Raw genomic sequence first — 16,854 nt, 5'->3', positions numbered from 1 at the left:
TGGAGAGCATGGCGGTCCCAAACTGGCCCGGAGTGTACGTCTTGGGCTGCATCGATCGGCGAGTGACGATCTACAGCCAGCAGGTTCGAGGGCTGAACTTGGCCGCAGCCTTGGTCGCTGGCGAGCAAGTGAGCGTAGATGACGATGTGGTGGTCGTGGGTGCAGGCGCGGCCGGTCTTACTTGCGCTGCAGGCCTTCGGCGGCTGGGTGCGAAGGTAACCGTCCTTGAGAAGAACTCTACGATCCTGAGCCTGTTTCGCCTCGGCTCGCAGCGCTGGCTACACCCTGGAGTGTACGACTGGCCGCTCGATGGATGGAACCGCGATCGAGCGGGGCTGCCGGTGCTCGATTGGGAGCACGGTCAGGTCAACAGTGTGCTGAGGCAACTTGAGGATGCTTGGGAGCAGGAGGGCGACGGGGCCAATCTCTGCTTCGATGTTGGATTGATCGGCATCGGTGATGCAGGTGAGCAGCCGCGCAGGGTCACCTGGGAGACCGGCACTGCCAGGACTCGCACGGTGATCCTCGCCGTGGGCTTTGGGCTCGAGCCGACTCCTTTGGCCGACGAGCGCAGCTACTGGGAGGCGGACAGCTTCGACTACGATCGCAAGGATGGCCCTCAACGATGGCTAGTGTCGGGTTGCGGCGACGGGGCCTTGACCGATCTGTTTCGGCTATGTATCCAAGACTTTCGGCATGACCGCGTGCTCCTCGACTTCACAGAAGACCAACGGATGGGGGAGCTGCGAGAACAGATTCGGCAGATCGAGGCGAATGCATCAATTCAACGCGATCCTGCAAAATTGCACGACGCATACGAGCATCTCAACGCCCCCTGGGTAGTCGAGGCGATGCAACAGCGTGCTCGGAGCCACAACGTCACGCTCGTCGCTCCGACCGCGGACTTCCTCAACGCTCAGGCTTCACCACTCAACCGCTTCCTTGCGGGGCAGCTTTTTCGGGCACGGCGGTTTAGGTTCTTGCAAGATCGACTTAAGAGCGTCGACCGCGCTAACGGCAAGGTCGTGGTCCGATTTAAGAACTCCGCAGTCCAGCATTTTGATCGAATTCAGCGCCGGCACGGCCCCGAGTCAGCCCTCGCCTCGGGGTTCCCGGCGATCGCAGAAGCGGTTGAGAAAGATCGACGAGATCGGCAAGTTCGGCCGACATTGACCGATCAGACGCGAGACCGCTTTTGGGTCGCGGGGGCCTTCGGCGAGCCGCGAACGCCCGGCGGAGTGGCGGCGGCGAGGGCCGCGGCAGCGCGGACTAGCCCGCGGCGCGAGCAGAGGCCGAACGCTGGTGCGTTCCAACCGGACTCGGCTAATCACATTGCAGGCAGTACTCAATTGGATCGAGACGCCGCCGCCGCCTTCGTCGACGACCCCAACCTCGCGCGCGTAGAGGACGAGTTAGGCGGCGTCCGCATCCGCCCGTCACGACCCGCGTCGCCCGACGCCGAGGGTTCTCAGTTCGAGTCGGCGTCTCGTAACGAGAGTCAGGGTCAGACGCTACTCGCTAGCACCCTCATTGTCGTCATCGTGGGGTGCCTTGTACTTCTCATTGTTATTTGGAGCCTCTAGAGTGCTCAAAATCGTATTCGTGTGCCCTCCCAGCGGATGTGCGCCGTCGAGCCCGCAATTTGTTTGCGCTGGTCGTGTGCGTAGGCCGAAAATGCAGCAATGTGTAAAGTCAGGCCGACACCAAGAATCACCCCACCCGAGATGCCAATGTGCAGCGAGTCCTCAACACTTCGCCAGCTCTTGCGTTGGCAATCCTCATCGCCAGCAAGCCACCGGGGACCACAGTATGCACCGTTAATGGCGCCTATTGCAAGTAGCCCGGTGCCGATCACATCAAAACCTAATGCGACTGAGTGGACTGCAACGAGTCTCTCCCCGATCTCACTGGCACCGGTCAGGTCATCTTCGAGCGCAGTAATCCTCTGGTCGCGTTGCTCAAGCTCTCCTACGATAGATTGATAGTCATTGTAGAGGGCTTCTAGTTCAAGCAGCGCTTCGCCCCGTTGCTTGGTCACGATAGTGAGACGATCCTTGACCTTCTCCAACTCGGCTTCGAGCCGTTTGCGCGTCTCGTCATTTTCGTCCTTTAGGGTTTCCAGTTCCGCGCTGAGGGATTTAGCGTGGTCACGCGCCTCATCACGTTCTGCACTCAGTGTTTGTATTTGCTCGCGCAGAACGGCGACCTCTTTTTCTGCCCGCTCGCGCGCCCTATAATCGCCTCCCGCCCTGCTATAGGCTGTTCGTACGACCTTCAGGTCGCCTCGGCAGTCCTTGATGATAGCCGAGGCAATGCGGGAATGCAGCACCGGGCCTGGCGCAGCCGCAAGCCCATTGATGAGGTAGTTGCGGGGGGCGTGCTCCCGGTCGGGGGTGACCCTGATGTCAGCATGATACTCGCTCGTGTTCGGGCCGGGCTGATAGCGGAATTCCTTGTCGCCCCGGCCGTGAAGTGCCGCCGCAACCTCTATACGGGCTGCGGCTCGAATGTCAGGGTCGACGTTCTCGAACTCGATCTCGTAGGTGCAGATCTTGGGTCCAGCGAAGGCCAACACGGAAAAAGCGAGAAACATCCCCGCGCCGACCATCACTTGCACCTCGATTGCAAGCCTCGGGCGATGAGCTCCGTGTCGACTGCCCGTTCGAGACTGAACTGTTCTTGAGTTCGGGCATCCTCTTTCAGTACACAAAGGTGCTTCACTGCCTCGCTCGCCTCGTATCGTTGCGAAGGGAGCCTTGACTCATCGAGCGCGAGGAGCGTATCGATCAGGCGAGAGCTCAAGTCGGAGTAAGGGTCGACGAGCTCTGGAGGTCGTTCGAAGTCATCCGGCTGGTCGGTCATCACAGAGGGTTTGGTCTGGCCTGGTTGGGAGGTAAACTCTTCCTCTGTTCGACGAGTGGCCGGAGGTTCGTCTTGGTCCCAGAGGCTCGTCGCTAGCTCGGCTAGCTCGGGACCCCTGACCACCACAGAGGCCCCCAGGAGGCCCAACAAAACTGCCGCTGCCTTTGTGAGCGCGATGTTCAGTTGGATGGCCATGGGATGAGGCGGGTGAGGCTCTCCATGGTACCATCTGCACGGCATGGAGTGTCGCTACGTGCACAAAGCCAAGGAACTTTTCCAAAGGTCGGGGCTGCTTCGACAGCTTTCGCTACCTACATGTATCCATTTGTGTCTCTTGGCGTGTCATGTGCCCGATCTGCCTGCAGTCGAGGCATCCGAGACGAACTGTGAGCCTCAGTTCGAAGAGCCCGTCTGTGTGGAGGGGGCGATATCCGTGGTGCTGGACGCTGCAGGGTGTGTCGATCCCGTTGAGACACCGTGCGCATCCTCATGCAGTGGTGGTCTCTGTGGATGCACACCCGTGAAGGAGTGTGACCCGGAAAGTGGAGTTATCAGCGTGAGCTGTGATGTCGCACTCGGCGCGAGTGACGCGCCGTCCGCGTCCATCCAGTGTGCGTCAGGTGTGTGCGACGACGACAGTGACGAGTGTATCGATTGCGTGCCTCTCGAAGACGACACCACCTCCGAATGTATCGGAAACGTGTTGATGACCACGACGAACTGCTCCGTGGATCTGAAGGACTGTTGGCCGCTGGGCTGTGATGCTCAAGCAAAGCAGTGCGAGATCTTCGATGGCGAGTGTCAGTCGGTGGTTTGTGATCCCATCCTCAAACTCGTCACGGTGACGAACGAGTGCGGTCCGGACTCGGAAGAACATCAGGTCCACTGCGTGTTTGGGTGTTCGCTCGACGATGGCAAGTGCCTCGAAGGACCCGCGGACTGCTTGAGCACGACCTGTATCGGGGACATGATCATGGTCGAGGCCGAGTGTGTCTCCGAAGCGGCGCCAATATTCATCGACTGTCCGCTGGGGTGTGAACTCGGCAACTGCTTGGGGTGCTCAGGACAAGCCAAGTTTGTCGGGTGCCTAGGCGACGGCCTCGCGTACTATGATGAGTGTTCGGTTCCTATTGGTGTATTCGATGAGTGCGAGTTCGGCTGCGATCCAGACACGATCATGTGTCTACCCGGTTGAGCTGGTGGGTTGGCGACGGCCGCCGCGTGCTGCTCGTCAGTGACGATGTCGGCAGCGATCAGCGTGCCGCCCCCCGTGCTTGTTGCTGATCCTTGCGCGGACGTCGGTGAGGTATGGAGTCGGCGGAAGCTGGCGCATCGCGGCTCCACGTCCACGAGCGGCGCACGCTGCTCGATGGTCTCGCCAGCGCGACGGTGGATATCTTGATCTTCCGCTGCGCGAACCGAGCTTGGTGCTCGCGCATGGGCGGGACTGAACCTTCGTTGATGAGCACGTGATGCTCGACGCGTGCGAGGAGCTGCAGTTCGGCCGGTCCACGGTCTCGCAAGAATACACGGGGTCGACACATCACGCGGCCAACGTGGGACGAAATCTCGCAAATAGCGCGGGGCGGGTACAATCCTTGGCCGGCCCAGAATGGGGTCAACCCATATCCGCGTCTTCGACGGCTAAAAACTAGAAGCTGATCCAGTCGGTCCAGCCGGCATTCGGATCGGGCGTCTGCTTCCAGGAGCTATACGCCTTTCCGTCCTTCCCGGTAGCGAAGAGCTGGATCCGCGCGTCCGGGAGGTAGCCGTGGCCCACGGTTGTTGCGCCGCTGGGCGGGGCGGCCCCAAGCGCGTCGAGGTCGTGATGGAGCCCAGCGCTGTTTTCGGAGACGCGATCCGCGCTGCTCTCGATCGAGCAGGAGTCGCGGTGTTCCGGGCCAATCCCAAGCGAGTCCATGATACCGCTGAGGTCTATGACGGCGTACCGAGCCTCCATGATGCCAAGGCAGCCACGCTGATCGCTACCCTCGATCTCGTCGGGCATGAGGCGATGTCCCTCGCGGACCATGACGATCTCGACCTGCTCGTCGGTCCCTCGAAGCGGCTCCCCTCGAGTCTCTCCCAAGCAACGTCGCACCCGCCGACCTCCGAGACCAGGTCCGAGCGCCACAGCTCAGCTGCCGCTCCTCGCCCGCCTCACCGGCCCACGCGACCACCAGGTCCGAGCGCCCAGTGCGAAGTCGATCTCTGCCACCGACACCGGCGCTGGTGAGGCCGGGTACCAGCCAGCCGAGCGGGGTGTCAAACACTGCTGGGCTGCTCGCGCGTGGTCGCAGTCGCACGAAGCGGCCCGAGCTAAGCATCCGGCACGCCGACGAGTACAATCGCGGCCGCGTGCCCCGGCCCTTCCACGAACTGATCGAGGTGAACCTCCGACGCGAGGCGTACGTGAGGGGCATGTCCCTCGACGACATCGCTCGCGCTGCCGGCATCACGATCGAGCGGCTGCTCGCGATCTTCTGCGGCGACTGGTCCCCGGACCTTCAGCTCGTCGGCAGGATCGCCGAGTCGGTCGGGCTCACAGCGGCGCAGCTGCTCACCGAGCCCGAGCTCAACTGAGCATCAGCAACCCGCGGCGACGTGGTTCGACAGGGCGCGGAGCATCACGACCACGATCTCCTGCTCGTGCTCGGGCAGTCCGACGACCAGCTCGATCACCTCTTCGCTGACCTTCTCCGCGAGCAGGGCTGGCACGGTTGTCTGAAGGCCCTCGGCGATCTTGCCGAATGTGACGAGGTTCGGGTTGATGGCCCCGTGTTCGAGGCGGCGGACCGTCTCGTGCGACACCCGAGCGACGGCCGCGAGTGCTTCTTGCGAGAGGCCCAGAGCGTGCCGACGGCCGAGGAGACGTTTGCCGATCTCCTTGGCGTTCAGCACCGGCACCTCCCGTCGAGCCAACTGGGAGATCGAGATCGAGAGTGTGGACGATGATGACGCTGGTACATGGCAGCCCTGCCCTTGCACGGGCATGCGGGTGCGAAGCAGGTGCAACTACCCCGCTACATACCGAGCCCCGACTTTTGCTCGGCAGGCCACCAAGCAGCCGGGCAGGCTGCGAGGGGCAAAAAGATGTTTTGTGCCCGAGCCCTTTGCACAGGCCCGTTCGGCGAACGTAGCAGGGCGTCATGGACGGCGCAAGACGAGTGGCCTCGTCCTGGTACGGAAGTCCACTTCGCTGCCCTGTTCGCCATGGGGATCGATCCCGAGACTTGCAATGTGGGCCGTCGATCAGGATCGCTATCCGAATCGGGACGGCTCGCCCTTCGCGGAGCCTCCATGATCGCACGCACGTTTTCGGCTGGGCTGCTCGGCATCGACGGCTTTGTCATCACGATCGAGGCAGACGTCGACCTCGGTTTTCCCGGCCTCACGATCGTCGGTCAGGTCAGCGGAGCGCACGACGAGGCTCGTGAGCGGGTCCGTAGCGCGCTCAGTCGATGTGGACACGCAATCCCACCGCGCAAGCAGATCGTCAGCCTCGCGCCGGCCGAACAACGCAAGGACAGCCCCGGTGTCGATCTGGCGATCGCCTGTGCGTTGCTCGCCAGCCACGGACTGATCCCTGCCGACTCGCTCGACGGCACGTTGCTGTGGGGCGAATTGGCGCTCGATGGCACGCTGCGGCCAGCCCTCGGCACGCTGGTCGTCGCCGACCTCGCTCGCCGTCAAGGTTTCCGACGGCTCGTACTGGCCGCGGGCAGCGTCGATGAGGCGGTGTTGATCCCCGGGATCGAGGTGCTTCCGGTCAACGATCTACCTGGCCTGATCGCTCACCTTCGTGGCGAGTCGACGATCGGCGTTGCCGCGCGGAGGCACGTTCGGTCCACGGGCAACCTCGCGGACGCGCCCGACATGGCCGACATTCGGGGGCTGGCGGTGCCTCGGCGAGCGATCGAGATCATGATCGCCGGCGGCCACAACCTGCTGCTGCGTGGGCCAGCAGGGGTCGGCAAGACCATGCTGGCGCGGCGGGTCGCCGGATTGCTGCCGGAGCTCGACGACCAGCAGGCGCTCGAGGTCAGCAAGATCCACGGTGTCGCCCATCGCCGCTCGCCCGAGGGATTGATCCGTCGCCCGCCGATCCGCATGCCGCACCACACGGTGTCAGTCACGGGTCTACTCGGCGGCGGCAACCCGCCGCGACCCGGAGAGGTCAGCCTGGCCCACTGTGGCGTGCTGTTCCTCGACGATCTACCCGAGTTCCTCCGCGCTTGCGTCGATGGCCTGCGCGAGCCGCTGGAGGACGGCATGGTGGCGATCGTTCGAGCCGGCTACGCGCTGCACTTCCCTGCGCGCATCCAGCTGCTGGCGGCGATGAATCTGTGTCCGTGCGGGGCGCTCGGCGACCCGGAGCGCATCTGCACCTGCAGTCCCTCGGCGATCCAGCGCTACCAAGGTCGGGTGCCTGGATCTGTCCTCGAACGCATGGATTTGATCGTCCCCGTCACGCCGCCCTCCCGCGAAGAGCTCGCCGGTAGCGAGCCCGAGACCAGCGCGATGATCCGAGCGAGGATCTTCGCAGCCCGCGAGCGGCAGCGCGAGCGGCTCTGCGACACGCCCTGGTCCAGCAACGCCGAGATCCCGGCCGGTGGTCAGGCGATCTTGGAGCTGTGTCGAATGACGCCTGCGGCCGAGAGCCGACTTCTCGACCTGGCCGGGCAAGAGAGCCTGAGCATGCGCGAGGTCGATCGCATACGCCGGGTCGCGCGGACTATCTCCGACCTCGATCCGACTGTAGAGGCCGACGGCATGATCGATGTTGACGCGATCGCACTCGCGGCGCAGCTGCGTCAGCCATGCCAACAAGCCCGCAGGGCGTGAGGCCGAAAGCTGGTGCGCGTGCAACCGCGAGCGGCGTCGCCTCTGATGGTGATGCCGCGAACGTTGGCCTCGACCAGTTCGTGAAGGGGACGGCCCACGGCTGGATGGAACGTTGGGACGCGACGGGGAAAACGCGGTTTGGCCTCCAGCTGGTCCGAAATACCACTTCGCTGCCCTGTTGGTCGAAGCGCCCTATCCCGACACTTTGGGCATGGATCGACGAAACTCGCCAAACGATCACCAAGCGGCTGACAACCAGATCGCAAAGCCGCGCGCACCCTCGCATGCGCGGCCCCGACGGCTCCGCCGGATTCGCGGCCGGACGCAAGAACCCCTGGCCCAAGTCTCGGTTCGGTTCGCAGTCCTCTCCAACCAGTGCGAACCGGTTCAGGAGCGTAGGCGATGAATGTGGCAGGCTTCGGCCGTCATATTCGCTCTTGCCGGCGCGCCCGTGGCCTGACGCAGGATGCCCTCGCCGACGCCAGCGGCCTGTCGCCGGACACGATTCGACGGCTGGAGCACGGCAGCTTCTCCCCCTCGCTCGACACCCTTCGCAAGCTGTGCGCGGGCTTTGACATACTGCTCTCCACCCTCTTCGAGAGCTTCGAACTCGGCGAGCGCGATGGACCGCGCGAGCTGATCGACGCGCTCGCCTTCATCACCCCGGAGGAAGAGCAAGCGCTGCTTCAGTTCATCGCTGTGTTGCGGCGGCGGTTCCACTGTGACGAGAACTAGGCGACGGCGCATGGCTACAAGCAGCTACTTCGTTGGAATCGGCGCTTGGGAGCGCATGACGATCGAGCTGTTGTTCGCGGTCGTCGATCGCTGCGATGGCGACCTCGCCCGCGCGGCCGAGACCATGGGCATGAGCGAGGCGACCATGCGACGCACGGTCGCTGACGCCCGCGCGGCGAACCTGCGCAAGTTCTACGCGGTCGTGCGCATCGAGGTCGAGCCGGACAGTTGGAAGCGGATGTTGGCCCGGATGCTGCTCGCGGTGATCGACGAGGCGTCGTCGCTCGCCAGCGCTGCGGCGGTGCTCGGCCTGCGGAAGTCGGCGCTGCGCGGTCGCGTGCGCCGGGCTCGGTGGTTGCTGCGGGGCACGGGGCACACGGCGACCTGCATCACCACAAATTCGGGGATCGCCGAATCCCGATCAACCAAGGACAACTCGGCGCGCGGGCTCGAATGGGGTGAGGGCTGACCGGCGACGACTATCTCGACCTCGCTGAAGCCATCGAGCGGGGCGCGGTCCGGGGCGACGGCGGACTCAAGCCGGATGGCCTGCGTGCTCGCTACACGATCAGGCTGGGCTCGTGGCCGGTCATGCTCGACGATCTACTCGGCCAACTCGCCGCGGATGCTGGCTCGCCTCGGAAAGCACTGATCCTGCTCGGCGTCCCAGTGGAATTGCTTGGTGCGTGGGGCCAGGGCCCGATCGTCGGGACCGATGCCACCGCGATGTGGTTCGCGGCTCGACCGCCCGAGACGTTGCGACGCATCACGCTCCTGCCCCGTGTGCGACCCCTCCGAGGTGATGAGTACCTCGACCTCGCTGACGCCGTGGGGGGCCTGGCGCTCGCGGGCGATGGCGCTCTCGACCCGGCGCGACTGCGCAACCGCTACACGATCGACCGAGTGCCGTGGCTCTCCATGGTCGCCGATCTTCTCGGCCAGGTCGTCGCGGACGCAGGCTCGATCGAGCGCGCGTCGACGGTCCTCGCCGTGCCGCTCGATACGTTGACCACGTGGGTCCGCTGGCTGGTGTCCGGTGGGTCGTCGTACGCGGCGAGTTCACGCTGGCCCGTCGCTCCGGTTGGCGATAGGCCCCAGGCCGCGGCGTATCTCGACCTGGCAGAAGCCGTCGAGCGGGGAGCAATCGACGGTGACAACGCGATCGACCCGCCCGAGGTATCCGACTCCTACACGGTCCAGCTCGATAGTTGGGAGCGCATGCAGACCGACTTGCTCGATCAGCTCATCAATGACGCGGGCTCGGTTCGCAACGCGGCGAAGGTGCTCAGCGTGCCTCGCTCGACGCTCACCGCCTGGCGGCGCCGGGCAAGGAAGGCAAAACCATGACGCCCGTGCCGATCGGTCAGCAACCAGACTCGGGCACCTGCTGCCCGGTCGATGCGCCAGGGTTCGTCGGCGACGGGCTCGAGGTCCACTGAGGCCCCACGCGGGCCGGCGACGGCCACGTGCAGGCGCAGCGCCGGCTCCTGGGCGGGATCGGGGTAGTTCGACGTGCACAGGTAGATCCGGGTCCGTCTCGCCGCCTATCGTGCCGAACCCCGCGGTCGGTTTGGGCATGGGGTTGCCGGGCGACGGGGGATCGAGCGCGCGCAGGCCTTGGCCTCGGCGCGGATGAACTGTCGATGGCGCAGGATCTCCCCCGAGGTCGAGTGGTGCTCGAGCACCGCCCAGGGTTGGCGTTCACGAGGCGAATCCTCGCTCGCGCCGCCTGCCCATCTGGCACTGACGACTCGAGCCACAACCCAAGTTCGGTCTGCCGCCAGACGGCGGCGATGGGGTTTTCGTGGGGAGCGAGACTTTCTCGGTTCCCACGAAGTTTTTTTGCGGCGATCATCGATGAAGTGGCTCTCACGCACGTGGGCCATACGTCGAAGGCTGAATTCGCGTGATCGGAACGTCCGTGGGTGACACGTGTGGGCACGCCGTGGGAAACCCGGTGGGGAGTCCCCATTCCGTGTAGATCGGTAGTTAACACGGAATGGGAGACAGTCCGCTAAGTCCCCACGAGGAATTTTGAGGTCACGATCCCCGTCCGCCCCACGCGCGTATCGACGTGAATCCCCGCGCCACGGTGCTACGCCGAACCCATAGCAATGGAGATGCGCTCCCCCAGCTCAGTGGTGCTGAGGGAGGCGCTCAGGTTCCCGATGCGAGGCGACGACGAAGCGATCCAAATTCTCACAGCCGACGAACTCGCGGAGTTCCTCGGCGTCAACCGCAAGACGATCTACGAGGCCGCGAGCCGAAACGAGATCCCCCACTGTCGATTGGGCCGTCGCCTGATCTTCGAGCGGGGATCTGTGTTACGTTGGCTCCGCCAAGCCGTGCCATCGGAGGAGATACCTACCGATGAGCACTAGGAAACGACAGTGGCGCGACAAACAAGGGCGCCTACAAACCCGCTGGATGATCCACGTCGAGCACACCTGGCCTGACGGCCGCAAGCAGACCATCCGCAAGGTCGCACCCGCGCAGACCAAGCGCGACGCGGAGCAGTACGAACGCGAGGTCCGCAAGCAGCTCGCGTCCGGCACCTGGAAGGAGCACGCCAACAAGCAGACACCAACCCTGGAAGGCTTCGCTGAGGAATTCCTCGCGTACCAAGCCACCCTCAACAAACCCACCGAGCTGGCGGCCAAGCAGATGATCCTGCGCGTCCACCTGCTCCCCGCGTTCGGCAACCGCAGGCTCGATCAGATCGACGAGCGAATGATCGACGCCTACAAGGTCGTGAAGCTCGAGCAGCCTTCGGTCCGCGGCAAGCCGCTCAACCCGAAGACGATCAACCACCACCTCAAGCTGCTCGGGCGCATGTTCCGGGTTGCTCGCAAGTGGAAGTTGATCAGCGAGGTCCCCGAGATCGGCTTGCTCAAGCTCCGCAAGCCCGACTTCGACTTCCTCGACTTCGACGAAGCCGAGGCGTTGATCGCCGGAGCTGCCAAACACTCCAACGAGTGGCACCCGTTCGTGGTCGTCGCCATGCGCACCGGCCTACGGATCGGTGAGTTGGTCGCCCTACGTTGGCGCGAGGACATCGACCTCGAGCGAGGTCGGCTGCGAGTGCAGCGGTCCTACAACAAGCTGAACGGGTTCATGTCGACGAAGAACGACAAGATCCGCGAGCTCCCGCTCACCTGGGACGCGATCGAAGCGCTGAAGATCCAGCGTGAGCGCGTCGACGGCGAGCTGGTGTTCCCGGGTAGCGACGGCGAAGTGCTTCAAGGCGAGACCACCAACAACGCGCTCGAGAAGATCACCGAAGCGATCGACATGCGCCGCATCCACAACCACCTGCTAAGGCACAGCTTCGCCTCGCAAGCAGTCATGCGTGGGATCCCGATGCGCCAGGTCCAAGAGTGGCTCGGCCACGGCAGCATCGTCGTGACGATGCGCTACGCCCACCTTGCCCACGGGATCGGCGACGATCTGATCCGTCGCCTCGCCCCGGTCCGCGACGCTGCACAGTTGCAGCACAAGAGCGGACCACAAGAGCGGCCGATCTCAAAATCGGTACCCCATACCCCTGTACGCGGCTGATCCTGACATAGTCGAAAGGGCTGCTAGCCCTGCGCGCCGTTCAAACCGCAGGCCGACGTGTGCCGATACCCACCCTCATCCGCAGTGACCGGCACGCGTCCATCCATGCAAGCATGCCGAAGCTCGCAGTCGCGGCACCCTTCGATCACACCTTTGTGGATCATCCCCAGCGCGGCAAAGCTCGGCGCAGCGACGACCTCACGCAGCGGCCGATCCCCAAGCCGCCCAAAGCTCCGCGCGACGTGGGGTGCGTTGCGCAGCTGCCCCCTGGCATCGATCGCCAGCTTGCGATGAAAGAAGGGGTTGTACCGCAGTGACTCACGAACCAGCGAGTCACTCACGAACATCGCCGTCAGCGCTGGCGTCGGCACCTCGTCGAAGCGCAGGGCGTGGGTCACGGCAACCACGTCACCGATCCCAGCCCGAGTGCGCAGCCACGACTTGGTCTCGCTCGCGCCGAACATCACGACATTGACGATCCGCGCCCAGCGCTGGACCCGATCGATCACCGCCGCAGCACTCCGTCCCGGGCCGCTCGACACCCACCACTCGACGAACATCGCCGGGCCGTCCTCGAGCAGCGAGTGGACGCGGTCGAGCACGTCGAGCGCGTCCGCTCGATCGACACGGACTAGCGCATGCTCGCACCCGAGCTCCGCGAGCTCGGCGAACAGCGCGACATAGTCGTGCTCCGAGTGGGCGTCCACGTCGATCACCGCGTTGGTGATCAGCGCCGGGTGCTCCCACGCCATCGACCGCGCGGGGAAGCGCTGCGGATCTCGGACCCAGGCGAGGACCTTGGCGCGATCGCTGGCTGCGAGCCCGTCCTCGTCGTCGCCCGCGCGGAGCGACTCGATGAAGCTCGGCGGCACGCTGAGCGCCTTGCCTCGCTGAAGATCATAGAGGAGCGTGCGCTGAGGCCCCTCGACGAGCATCGAGGTCGCGGCGAGCCGCGGCGTTCCAGGCGGGCGCGGCGGTGTCACAGACGGCGCGCTGCGACTAACGGCGGCGCGCTGCTGGGCCGGCGCCTCGATCTCGAAGCGCCGAACGATCGGCTTACCCAGGGGCCGGACCAGCGTGCGTTGACCGTGGACCCAGGCGAAGCGATGCGAGGCCGTAGCAAAGTCTGGATCCGGCACGTCAGCTCGTTTCGCGCCAGGATCGAACGAGGCGGACTGACTGACGCTCGCGCCCGCGAGGACGACCAAGTGCTCGGCGATCGCTCGCTCGATCGGCGCGTTGCAGGCCCGCGCCAACCAGTCGAGCTGCCCGCTGGGGTTGACCTCCAGCAAAGTGTGCACCCCCTCGCGATCCACGACCATGTCGATCGATCCAGTGTCGAGCCGCAGCCCCTCCATCAGCGCGCGCAGCTGGGCCTCGACCAACGCGGGCAGGTCATAGGGGACCAGGTGAAAATACGCGTCGAGATCACCGAGCCGAGCATCGACCGGGACCTCGCCCGGCGTGCGCGGGACCAGGGCCATCGCCCAAAACCGGCCGGCGAGGCCAAAGATCCGCAGCTCGAGTTGCTTGTCGAGGTGGGGCTGAACCAACCGGGGAAACACACGCTCAGGCGCGCGAGCGAGCCGCTCGGGTTCCAGCGAGCGAGTCGTACCCGCGACGGCGCGGTCGTCTGGCGACTCTTCCTCGCCCGCCGCACCCCATTGAATGGCCTTTTGAATCGCCGGCCCCCAGCGCCCGATCGCCTCGACCAAGCGGGCCCGCGAGGTGCCCACGTGAGTCGCGGGGATCGGCAAGCCCAGCGCCCGAGCGGTCGAGAGCTGGACCAGCTTCGTGCACGCGTTCTCCCGCTCCCACGAGCCGAGCGAGCGCTTGGCCTCGAGCCGGCTCAGCAACCAGTCGCGCAGCACGGCCCACTCTCGCTGACGCGCGCGGGCCAGCGCGGGCGTGGGGCTAGTGGTCAACGCGTCGTCGAGCTCGAGCTCGCCGCGGCGATACCAGAAGGCGCGCACCTCCGAGAGCTGAAAGTAGCGACCGCTGCGGGTGCGCACGCGCGCCTCCTCGCACGCGGAGTCGATCTGAACCTCGAGCTCGACCACCGGGTCATCGCTGTCGATCCGCACGACGGATTGGCCCATGCGCCCGAGCCAACGACAGACCTCGCGCGCGGTCACGTCGGCGGCGGCGGCGAAGATCAGGATCATGGCGGGTCACTCCTCGGGCACACAAAAAGACGGGACCTCCACGGGATCGAAGCGACCCCGCGAAGGTCCTCGCGCCCTACTCCATGTCGAGCTTGCGCCCGATCTCGAGCTTGCCTTCGGCGGTGCGCGTATCCTGGTAGTAGTCGTTGGTGCCCTGCGGATTGCAAATTAGGCGGGCCTGGGTGGGCGTGGAGCCACCATCGCCGCCGAGCACCTCGACGAATTCCTCTGTGGCAACGGACTTGACTTGGGCTGACTTGCTGAGCTCTGGCATGACTGGACTTCCTTGCGTGGTGAGTGGTTGACGACCGACGGTGAGTCCGCCGGTACGCGCTGATTTGACGTCAACCCCATTGCAGACCCACGCTCGGGATCTGACGCCGCGAGTGCGTTTCGAAAACCAGGTACCGTAGCCACAACGGCTAGGCTCGCCCCCCTCCGCGCTGCCGCCAGAGCCCGACCACCGCGACGAGCCCGACACCAACCGGCTGCAGCAACAACAACGCGAGCGCGACCACGATCCCGATCCCGTCGGCGACCAACCCGATCAGAAGTGGCGCGAGCAGGCTGACCGGCGCGAACAATTGATCGATCGCGGCGACCAACCCAGCCTGCCCCGGTCGCGCCGCGTAGGCCCGGGCCGCGCAGATCGGATACAGCGGAGCGACACACACGCCGACCAAGAACAGCGCGACGAGGCTAACCGGGATCGTGTGGAGCTGCAGCCAGAGTACGTACACGACCACGCAGGCGATCGACGAGACCACCAACAACCGCAGCCCATCGACCCGCCGCAGCAACCACTCGGTCACCGCCAGGCCCAACACGCCACCGACCCCGCACGCGGCGAACGCTATCGCCTGCGTCTCGATCGGCGCGCCGAGCTCGTCGCGCAAGAACAGCACCCCAAACGCGACGAGGATCTCATCGAGCAGGCAACACAGCGAGCACGCGCCGAGCCACATCAACAGCTCGCGGTCGCGCAGTCCGGCGCGCAGGCGCTCGAGCAACGGGCGCTCGGCTGGCTCGGCGCCCTCGGGTTCGCAGGCGCTGACCGGCTGCATGCGCACCCGAGCGAGGACGACGGCGTGGACCAGGTGCAGCCCGCCAGCGAGCCCCAGACCCGCACGCCAGCCCCACCCCAGGCTCGCGACGCCGAGGATCAACAGCGGCGTCGCCATGTCTCCGAGCGCGCCCATTAGCGTCCAGCGGGTCATCCAGCGCTCGCGCGCGTCGGGGTGGGCGTCCATCAGCAAGGCCTGGCTCAGCCCGCAGCCCAGGCCCCCGGCGCTGCCCCACGCACCAAACGCGAGCGCCAGGAGCCAGGCCGAGCGCGCGCACGCGGCCGAGACCATGAACACGCCCATCAAGCCAACGCAGATCGCAGCGACCCTGTCGCGTCGCCAGCGATCCGACAGCAACAACAGTGGGCCCTCGACCAGCATCGAGAGCAGCAGCGGCGCGACCAGCAAGATCAGCGCGATGCCGCCGTAGGCGACGCCTAGATCATCACGAATGTCCGCGGCGCTGAGCGGTGCGACGCCGGAGCCAAGCTCGTCGAGGAAGTCGACATACACCAGCGCCAGCGCTGCCGCAGAGCCCCGCAGCGTCGCGCTGCGCCACCCCTTGGAGGCTGAGCTCGAAGCTGGAGGTCAAATGGGTTCGGTCTGGCGATCACGCATGGTCTGGCGATCCTCCCACCGCCGCGCCGCGCTGACAAGCTCAGTTCGCGGTGGGCAGTCGATCCCGGATCCACGCGTGGACCTTGGCGATCACTGGCGCGCGCAGCTCGGTCGGCTCGTTGTGCAGCTCGTGGAAGTAGCCCGGCCACACCTCGATCGACTGGTCGCGCGCCTGGGCCTGTGACAGCCCGGCGAAGGTCTGCTGGGTCACCGAGGAATTGACGATCTGATCGCCCGTGCCGACGTACCAGTGCATGGGCAGCGTCAGCTTTTGGGCTTCTTGCTGCACGCGCTCGCTCGCCGCCTCCATGGCGATGACCCAGCCGGTCGTGACCTTGCGAGTGCGGCGAGGATCCAAGTCGTAGCGCTGCACCTGCTCGGGGTCACGACAGATCGTGTTGGGATCGATCGCCACGGGCACGGCCATGCGCGGGAACAGCTTGGCGAGCGCCCGAACCAGGAGCTCTTTGACCGGCCCGACCTCGATCGCCACCTTCAACAGCGGCGCGCTGATCACCGCGCCACGCAGCTGCACGTCTTGCTCATGATCGAGCAGGTACGTCAGGGCGATCAACCCGCCCATGGAGTGGGCCCAGATGAACCATGGGACCCGATCGGGCCCGCGCGCCTCACCGAGGTGGGCCTGGTAGTCGCGCAGCACGTCGAGCAGGTCGTCGGCGTACTGCTCGAAGCGCACCGCGTGCCCAGGGATCCCACCGCTGCGGCCCTCGCCGCGATGATCGGCACCAAACACCAGGCCACCGAGCTCGTTGAGCTCGGCCGCGATCTGGTCGTAGCGGGAGACGTGCTCGCTCTGCCCGTGAACGATGCACACGACAAATGAAACCTCCCCCTGCGGCTCCCACAGCTCGCTGTGGAGCTTGGTGCCATCGCGCGCCTCGAGCTTGCGGGTCTGACTGGTCTGGCTCACCGCGGCAGTATGCCGTGGCGAGCCTGCGGCGCAAACCCTAGCGGTGCCTCGGTGGGCGTTTCGCGGGGAGTGGGTG

Annotated in this window: 17 protein-coding genes; 9 read left to right on the top strand and 8 right to left on the bottom strand. The window is 65.3% G+C overall.

What is annotated here, in order from left to right:
• Nucleotides 1–32: 32 nt before the first annotated feature.
• Nucleotides 33–1,583, top strand: coding sequence for an NAD(P)-binding protein (locus ENSA7_RS24040; RefSeq protein WP_219908046.1), 1,551 nt, complete (start codon nucleotides 33–35; stop codon nucleotides 1,581–1,583).
• Nucleotides 1,584–1,588: 5 nt separating this feature from the next.
• Here ENSA7_RS24040 and ENSA7_RS24035 read toward each other — a convergent pair whose 3' ends face one another.
• Complete coding sequence (locus tag ENSA7_RS24035) at nucleotides 1,589–2,617, bottom strand: coiled-coil domain-containing protein (RefSeq protein WP_146158068.1); 1,029 nt, start codon at nucleotides 2,615–2,617, stop codon at nucleotides 1,589–1,591.
• Entirely contained in the window at nucleotides 2,608–3,057 is a 450-nt protein-coding gene (locus ENSA7_RS24030; RefSeq protein WP_106091675.1) for a hypothetical protein, read from the bottom strand. The genes ENSA7_RS24035 and ENSA7_RS24030 overlap by 10 nt, the downstream gene beginning before the upstream one ends.
• A gap of 151 nt (nucleotides 3,058–3,208) precedes the next feature.
• On the opposite strand from ENSA7_RS24030, the gene ENSA7_RS24025 reads away from it, so the two are divergent.
• Nucleotides 3,209–4,057 carry a hypothetical protein gene (locus tag ENSA7_RS24025; protein ID WP_146158067.1) on the top strand — a complete coding sequence of 283 codons (849 nt, stop codon included), beginning with the start codon at nucleotides 3,209–3,211 and terminating at the stop codon, nucleotides 4,055–4,057.
• Nucleotides 4,058–4,513: 456 nt separating this feature from the next.
• Here the strand turns inward: ENSA7_RS24025 and ENSA7_RS44070 are convergent, their stop codons facing one another.
• Nucleotides 4,514–4,870, bottom strand: coding sequence for a hypothetical protein (locus ENSA7_RS44070; protein WP_181234047.1), 357 nt, complete (start codon nucleotides 4,868–4,870; stop codon nucleotides 4,514–4,516).
• Between the two features lie 350 nt (nucleotides 4,871–5,220).
• On the opposite strand from ENSA7_RS44070, the gene ENSA7_RS42465 reads away from it, so the two are divergent.
• Nucleotides 5,221–5,445, top strand: a complete 225-nt coding sequence (locus tag ENSA7_RS42465) for a helix-turn-helix domain-containing protein (RefSeq protein WP_146158066.1) — start codon at nucleotides 5,221–5,223, stop codon at nucleotides 5,443–5,445.
• 3 nt (nucleotides 5,446–5,448) lie between these two features.
• Here the strand turns inward: ENSA7_RS42465 and ENSA7_RS24010 are convergent, their stop codons facing one another.
• Nucleotides 5,449–5,769, bottom strand: a complete 321-nt coding sequence (locus tag ENSA7_RS24010; RefSeq protein WP_244923889.1) for a helix-turn-helix domain-containing protein — start codon at nucleotides 5,767–5,769, stop codon at nucleotides 5,449–5,451.
• Between the two features lie 393 nt (nucleotides 5,770–6,162).
• On the opposite strand from ENSA7_RS24010, the gene ENSA7_RS24005 reads away from it, so the two are divergent.
• The 6 genes from ENSA7_RS24005 (at nucleotide 6,163) to ENSA7_RS23980 (ending at nucleotide 12,000) form a co-directional block, all read left to right on the top strand.
• Nucleotides 6,163–7,707: a YifB family Mg chelatase-like AAA ATPase gene (locus ENSA7_RS24005; protein WP_181234046.1), complete on the top strand. Its 1,545-nt coding sequence runs from the start codon at nucleotides 6,163–6,165 to the stop codon at nucleotides 7,705–7,707.
• Between the two features lie 402 nt (nucleotides 7,708–8,109).
• Complete coding sequence (locus ENSA7_RS24000; protein WP_106091670.1) at nucleotides 8,110–8,442, top strand: helix-turn-helix domain-containing protein; 333 nt, start codon at nucleotides 8,110–8,112, stop codon at nucleotides 8,440–8,442.
• 10 nt (nucleotides 8,443–8,452) lie between these two features.
• Nucleotides 8,453–8,911 carry a hypothetical protein gene (locus ENSA7_RS23995; protein WP_146158065.1) on the top strand — a complete coding sequence of 153 codons (459 nt, stop codon included), beginning with the start codon at nucleotides 8,453–8,455 and terminating at the stop codon, nucleotides 8,909–8,911.
• Between the two features lie 314 nt (nucleotides 8,912–9,225).
• Nucleotides 9,226–9,789, top strand: a complete 564-nt coding sequence (locus ENSA7_RS45435) for a hypothetical protein (protein ID WP_244923888.1) — start codon at nucleotides 9,226–9,228, stop codon at nucleotides 9,787–9,789.
• 767 nt (nucleotides 9,790–10,556) lie between these two features.
• A complete protein-coding gene (locus tag ENSA7_RS23985) occupies nucleotides 10,557–10,823 on the top strand; it encodes a helix-turn-helix domain-containing protein (protein WP_106091668.1) in 267 nt (88 codons plus the stop codon).
• 46 nt (nucleotides 10,824–10,869) lie between these two features.
• Nucleotides 10,870–12,000, top strand: coding sequence for a tyrosine-type recombinase/integrase (locus tag ENSA7_RS23980; RefSeq protein ID WP_244923887.1), 1,131 nt, complete (start codon nucleotides 10,870–10,872; stop codon nucleotides 11,998–12,000).
• A 23-nt stretch (nucleotides 12,001–12,023) separates the two neighbouring features.
• Here the strand turns inward: ENSA7_RS23980 and ENSA7_RS23975 are convergent, their stop codons facing one another.
• The 4 genes from ENSA7_RS23975 to ENSA7_RS23960 form a co-directional block, all read right to left on the bottom strand.
• Complete coding sequence (locus tag ENSA7_RS23975) at nucleotides 12,024–14,165, bottom strand: MvdC/MvdD family ATP grasp protein (RefSeq protein WP_106091666.1); 2,142 nt, start codon at nucleotides 14,163–14,165, stop codon at nucleotides 12,024–12,026.
• A gap of 76 nt (nucleotides 14,166–14,241) precedes the next feature.
• The gene (locus tag ENSA7_RS23970; RefSeq protein WP_106091665.1) at nucleotides 14,242–14,439 is read right to left on the bottom strand and encodes a hypothetical protein; all 198 of its coding nucleotides are present in this window, start codon (nucleotides 14,437–14,439) and stop codon (nucleotides 14,242–14,244) included.
• A 148-nt stretch (nucleotides 14,440–14,587) separates the two neighbouring features.
• Nucleotides 14,588–15,742 carry an MFS transporter gene (locus ENSA7_RS23965; protein WP_181234045.1) on the bottom strand — a complete coding sequence of 385 codons (1,155 nt, stop codon included), beginning with the start codon at nucleotides 15,740–15,742 and terminating at the stop codon, nucleotides 14,588–14,590.
• A gap of 145 nt (nucleotides 15,743–15,887) precedes the next feature.
• Nucleotides 15,888–16,778: an alpha/beta hydrolase gene (locus tag ENSA7_RS23960; RefSeq protein ID WP_181234044.1), complete on the bottom strand. Its 891-nt coding sequence runs from the start codon at nucleotides 16,776–16,778 to the stop codon at nucleotides 15,888–15,890.
• Between the last annotated feature and the right edge of the window lie 76 nt (nucleotides 16,779–16,854).

It is taken from the genome of Enhygromyxa salina, assembly GCF_002994635.1.
Lineage (GTDB): Bacteria > Myxococcota_A > Polyangia > Nannocystales > Nannocystaceae > Plesiocystis > Plesiocystis salina_B.
This window is presented reverse-complemented; position numbering and strand designations above follow the sequence as displayed.

Excerpts from the sequence above, each read along its gene's own strand:
- ENSA7_RS24030 (WP_106091675.1), bottom strand. The coding sequence starts at position 3,057 with ATGGCCATCCAACTGAACATCGCGCTCACAAAGGCAGCGGCAGTTTTG.
- ENSA7_RS44070 (WP_181234047.1), bottom strand. The coding sequence starts at position 4,870 with ATGCCCGACGAGATCGAGGGTAGCGATCAGCGTGGCTGCCTTGGCATC.
- ENSA7_RS24005 (WP_181234046.1), top strand. The coding sequence starts at position 6,163 with ATGATCGCACGCACGTTTTCGGCTGGGCTGCTCGGCATCGACGGCTTT.
- ENSA7_RS24000 (WP_106091670.1), top strand. The coding sequence starts at position 8,110 with ATGAATGTGGCAGGCTTCGGCCGTCATATTCGCTCTTGCCGGCGCGCC.
- ENSA7_RS23995 (WP_146158065.1), top strand. The coding sequence starts at position 8,453 with ATGGCTACAAGCAGCTACTTCGTTGGAATCGGCGCTTGGGAGCGCATG.
- ENSA7_RS23985 (WP_106091668.1), top strand. The coding sequence starts at position 10,557 with ATGGAGATGCGCTCCCCCAGCTCAGTGGTGCTGAGGGAGGCGCTCAGG.
- ENSA7_RS23980 (WP_244923887.1), top strand. The coding sequence starts at position 10,870 with ATGATCCACGTCGAGCACACCTGGCCTGACGGCCGCAAGCAGACCATC.
- ENSA7_RS23975 (WP_106091666.1), bottom strand. The coding sequence starts at position 14,165 with ATGATCCTGATCTTCGCCGCCGCCGCCGACGTGACCGCGCGCGAGGTC.
- ENSA7_RS23970 (WP_106091665.1), bottom strand. The coding sequence starts at position 14,439 with ATGCCAGAGCTCAGCAAGTCAGCCCAAGTCAAGTCCGTTGCCACAGAG.